Raw genomic sequence first — 4,490 nt, 5'->3', positions numbered from 1 at the left:
CAGCCGAGGCATTCGCAAATCGCCCTTCTATGACCGTCTCGTCGAGCTGGGCGCGGTACACGGCGAGGTCGCGGGCTGGGAACGTCCGAATTGGTATGCGCCGACGGGCGTGAAGCGGGAATACGAGTATAGTTATGCCCGCCAGAACTGGTTCCCCTATGCCGCGCAAGAGCACAACAACATTCGGGAGAACGTCGGCTTCTACGATCTGACTTCCCTGGCGAAATTCAAAGTCACGGGTCGCCACGCGGAGACTGTGCTCCAGCGCCTGTGCTGCGCCGACGTCGCGGTGCCGGTTGGCAAGCTGGTCTATACCCAGTGGTTGAACGAACGCGGCGGGATCGAAGCGGATCTCACCGTAGTCAAGATGGGCGAAGCCGAGTTCATGATTGCCACTCCCTGCGGGAGCCATGTGAAGGATTGGTCCTGGCTGCTCTCGCATGTCGGGAAGGAAGAAGATGTCGAAATTACTGACATTACCGATCATTTCGGAGTGATCGCGCTGCAAGGCCCGAACGCGCGTGCGGTCTTCCAATCGATGACCGAAGAAGATCTTTCCAATGAGCATTTCACCTTCGGTACCGGGCGCTGGATGATCGCCGGCGGCGTGAGCCTTTGGGCGCAGCGCATTTCCTATGTCRGCGAGCTCGGCTGGGRGATCTACATTCCGGCACAGGATGCTTTGGCCTTTCTCGACTCACTGCTGGAGGCCGGCAAAAGCTTCGGCCTTCGCCCTGCCGGYATGCACGCGGTCGATGCTTTGCGCATGGAGAAGGGCTTCCGCCACTGGGGCCATGATATCGTCTACGAGGACAATCTGGTCGATGCTGGTTTGGCCTTCACGGCCAAGCCGAACAAGAACACGCCGTTCATTGGCCGAGAGGCATTCCTGGACCAGAAGGCGGCCGGGATCGGCAAGAAGCGGATGCTTTGCTTCCTCCTGGAGAAACCGGAGCCGCTGCTTTTCCACAATGAGCCGATCCTCATGGACGGCAAAGCGGTCGGTTATCTGACCTCCGGGAATTATGCGCATCACCTGGGGGCGGCAATCGGCATGGGCTATGTGAACGCCGACGAGGCCGTCAYAGCCGAATTTGTCGCCAACGGCAAATTCGCAATCCAGGTCAACGGGCGCGCTGAACCGGCGAAGGCCAGCCTCAAGCCATTCTACGACCCGACATCAGAGCGCATGCGCGCCTGAGATCCTAAGAGATTCAAAAACTTGGAGCATTCTTGTATGAATAACCCATTCTCACTCGACGGAAAAGTGGTCTTGATCACGGGATCCACGCGAGGGCTTGGTTGGGCCTCCGCCCAAGCCGCCGCAGAGGCCGGCGCAACAGTCATCCTGCACGGGCGCAGCGAAGCTGCCGGCAAAGCGCGAAAGCAGGAACTCGAGGCGAGAGGCCTCAGGGCCGACTACCTGGCTTTCGAAATGGCCGACCGCAACGCTGTCACGGCTGCAATCCCCACGATTGTCCAGCGCCACGGCAGCATCTGGGGTCTCGTCAATAACGCAGGCATGCTGCTGCACAATACCATCTGGRATGAAACCGTCGATACTTACGAGAAAATGATGGCCGTCCACATRATTGCRCCRTTCCTGCTGACGAAGGCTGCCGCCGCTGAAATGCGGAAGGTGGATGCGGTGGATCGGGGCCRCATCGTAAACATCTCATCGATCGCCTTCTCCAGCCCGCGCGCCGGGATTTGCAATTATACCTCGGCCAAGGGCGCGATCGTAGGATTCACTCGGGCCGCATCGGCCGAACTGGGGTCGTTCGGAATCAGGGTAAACGCGATCGCCCCCGGCTATTTCGTAACCGAGATAAACAAGGAACGACTGGCCGACGAGAGCTTTGCCAACAAGATCAAGGTGCRCACGCCAGCATCGCGTTGGGGCGACCCGTCGGAGCTCGGTGGCCCAACCGTGTTCCTTTTGTCCAGCGCCTCGTCCTACGTCAACGGCCAGCTGCTGTTTGTCGACGGCGKGATGAGCCATTTCCTTCACAGCGTTTAAGGAGAACAAATATGGCTGGTCGTCTTGATGGTAAGGCGGTGCTCGTCACTGGCGCAGGGTCAATGGGCCCTGGATGGGGAAACGGCAAGGCTGCTGCGGTGCTCTTCGCGCGCGAGGGCGCCAAGGTCCTCGCTGCAGACCTGAACAGGGATGCTGTTGAGCAGACTGCGGAGATTATCCGAGGCGAGGGCGGGCGCGCGGAAATTTTTGTGGGGAACGTAACCGATGAACCGTCGGTTAGAGCTATGATAGCAGCATGCGTTGAAGCATTCGGGAGCTTGGACGTGCTGCACAACAACGTCGGCATTCTCAAAGCTGGAAGCCCCGAAAGCACCACTGTTGAGGACTGGGATCGGATACTCGACATCAATACGAAGGCGTTTTTCTTGCCTTGCAAGCATGCGCTGCCACAAATGCTGAAGCARGGATCCGGCTCGATCATCAATATCTCGTCAATCTCCGGCTTCCGCAATCTCGGCGCGCCCTACATTGCCTACAACACCTCAAAGGGAGCCGTCGTATCGTTCACCCGAAACCTTGCAGCGACCTATGYCGACAAGGGAATACGCGCAAACTCAATCCTTCCGGGAATAATCGACACGCCAATGGCCAGGGATGCGACCATTCAGACAAGCGGCAAGTCCGAGGCTGAGATTGACTTTGAAGCTTTGGCTAAGGCACGTGCCGCGCGCGTTCCCATGAGGCGAACCGGCACGGCATGGGACATCGCGCGAACCGCTCTCTTCCTGGCCAGCGACGATTCGGCTTACATTACCGGATCGGAAATCTACGTTGACGGAGGGCTGAACTGCGTCGCGTAGCGCGATGCGCAAAACAATCCTCGGTCAGACAGACGCTGCCTCGGATATTGACGTCTGGGCCTAAGCGCCTGCCGCCTCGCGCCGAGGCTTCAGGGTCGGCAATTTCGGATTTACTACTGTCACAAAGACGTCGCCTTAAGAAGTGGTTTCGTGGGATTGGCCTGCTGCCCCATGTCCAGCTCACCTAGCCTCCTCTCCTATCATGTGGCGCTGTCGGTGTTCGAAGCGACAGCGCGCTGTGGAAGCTTCCAGGCAGCAGCCGGCGAACTAAACATGGCTCACGCGTCCGTCTCATAGCACGTAAGAAGGCTTGAGAAGCGCCTGAATACTCGACTATTCGACCGGCGCGGCTGTGATATGGTGCTCACCGAGGATGGTGAGAAGCTAATCGAGGCAGTTGAGCGCTGACTCGCTCGCATCAAGCTCGGGTTGGCCGAGTTTGCGCGTGAGGCAGACGAAAACTCTTGAGAGGACTTGGCATGCGCTTTCTGATGCAGCCCCAGTCCTCAAGCCGCGGTCACGGTCGACCCCTCCGCTCTCGTAAGGTCGACCGCCCGCACTTCCCCGCGCCTTGGAGCGCGCGGCGGGTCATCGTTGCACCATCTTCGGGCCGGCTACGCCCCGTGCTGCGACTAACGGCTGACCCATGTGCACAACAGGCGATTTCTGGAAAGGTGCCTTGGTGCACCGCTTACAGCGCAGTTCACGACGGCGACGACGCTGGTCGCTGGCCTCGCCAAGGCGCACGGCGAGCGGCGCCTGGACGAGAAACTGCTGGCACTGTCGAAACCAAAGCTGCTGATCGTCGACGAGCTCGGCTACCTGCCGCTGGAGCCCGACGCGGCGCACCTGTTCTTCCAGCTGGTCAGCCGGCGCTATGAAACCGGCGCCATGCTGATCACGTCGAACCGCAGCGTTGCCGAATGGGGCACCGTGTTCGCCGATCCGGTGGTCGCGACCGCGATCCTCGACCGGCTCTTGCACCACAGCCACGTGCTGACCATCCGCGGCGACAGCTACCGGCTCCGCGCCAAGCGAAACAGCGGCCTCATCAGGCCGCCCGTCGGTGACAGACCTCCGGTCGGCTCCGCCTCCCTCCGGCCCGTCACCGACGGAACTAACCTTCAACCGACATCATGAACCCGAAGGTGGGGGCAGTTCTTCATGACGCAAAGGGCACCTCCAAGGGGGCAGTTCCGGATGGCGTTTGACAGACGGAGAGCGCCCCGGATTTTTACTAGCCTCCAGGGCGCGCAGTACGCTGGGTATGTGGCCGTCGCTCGTCAGCCCGGAGAGCCTGAACTTCAGTACAAACGCTTCTGATGTGAGCTGGAGGCACCGCCTCGGAGAGCGCTGCCGGTCTGATTTGTTCCTACGTCCGAGCTCAGGATCCTTACTTTAGGCGCACCCACCGCCTCAAAGGGGGCGAGGCGTTTCACAGCGAGCCGACGTTCGCTGTGAAACCCACCTAGCCCCCATCTCTCGCGTTAGGCTGCCTGGTCGAGCCAAACCTTTCCCAGATCAATTTCGAACATCGGGTGCATCGCATAGCCTTTTACTTGCTTAGTCGAGTGATTCACCAACGTAAGCCAATAAGGCTGAGTGATGATGCCGGAATCCTTGAGGAGGGTTTCAAGGTCATTCATCAT

The 4,490-nt window shown here is 59.6% G+C and carries 3 protein-coding genes and 2 pseudogenes; all 5 read left to right on the top strand.

What is annotated here, in order from left to right:
- The coding region (locus ORS3428_RS29170; RefSeq protein WP_131802970.1) for an aminomethyltransferase family protein at positions 1 to 1,201 on the top strand (1,201 nt) is incomplete at its 5' end.
- Between the two features lie 36 nt (positions 1,202 to 1,237).
- On the top strand, positions 1,238 to 2,020 hold the full coding sequence (locus ORS3428_RS29165; RefSeq protein ID WP_071101731.1) for an SDR family NAD(P)-dependent oxidoreductase: 783 nt from the start codon (positions 1,238 to 1,240) through the stop codon (positions 2,018 to 2,020).
- An 11-nt stretch (positions 2,021 to 2,031) separates the two neighbouring features.
- Positions 2,032 to 2,841 (top strand): SDR family NAD(P)-dependent oxidoreductase, encoded by an 810-nt coding sequence (locus tag ORS3428_RS29160; RefSeq protein ID WP_071101730.1) that lies wholly within the window; start codon positions 2,032 to 2,034, stop codon positions 2,839 to 2,841.
- 171 nt (positions 2,842 to 3,012) lie between these two features.
- Positions 3,013 to 3,249: pseudogene (locus ORS3428_RS34535) on the top strand (helix-turn-helix domain-containing protein).
- A 276-nt stretch (positions 3,250 to 3,525) separates the two neighbouring features.
- Positions 3,526 to 3,981: pseudogene (locus ORS3428_RS29155) on the top strand (ATP-binding protein); the annotation flags it as partial.
- Positions 3,982 to 4,490: the final 509 nt, after the last annotated feature.

Origin of the sequence: Mesorhizobium sp. ORS 3428 (genome assembly GCF_001854785.1) — a bacterium.
GTDB lineage: Bacteria > Pseudomonadota > Alphaproteobacteria > Rhizobiales > Rhizobiaceae > Mesorhizobium.
The sequence above is the reverse complement of the archived record's forward strand: the minus strand, read 5'-3'. Positions and strand labels throughout refer to the sequence as shown.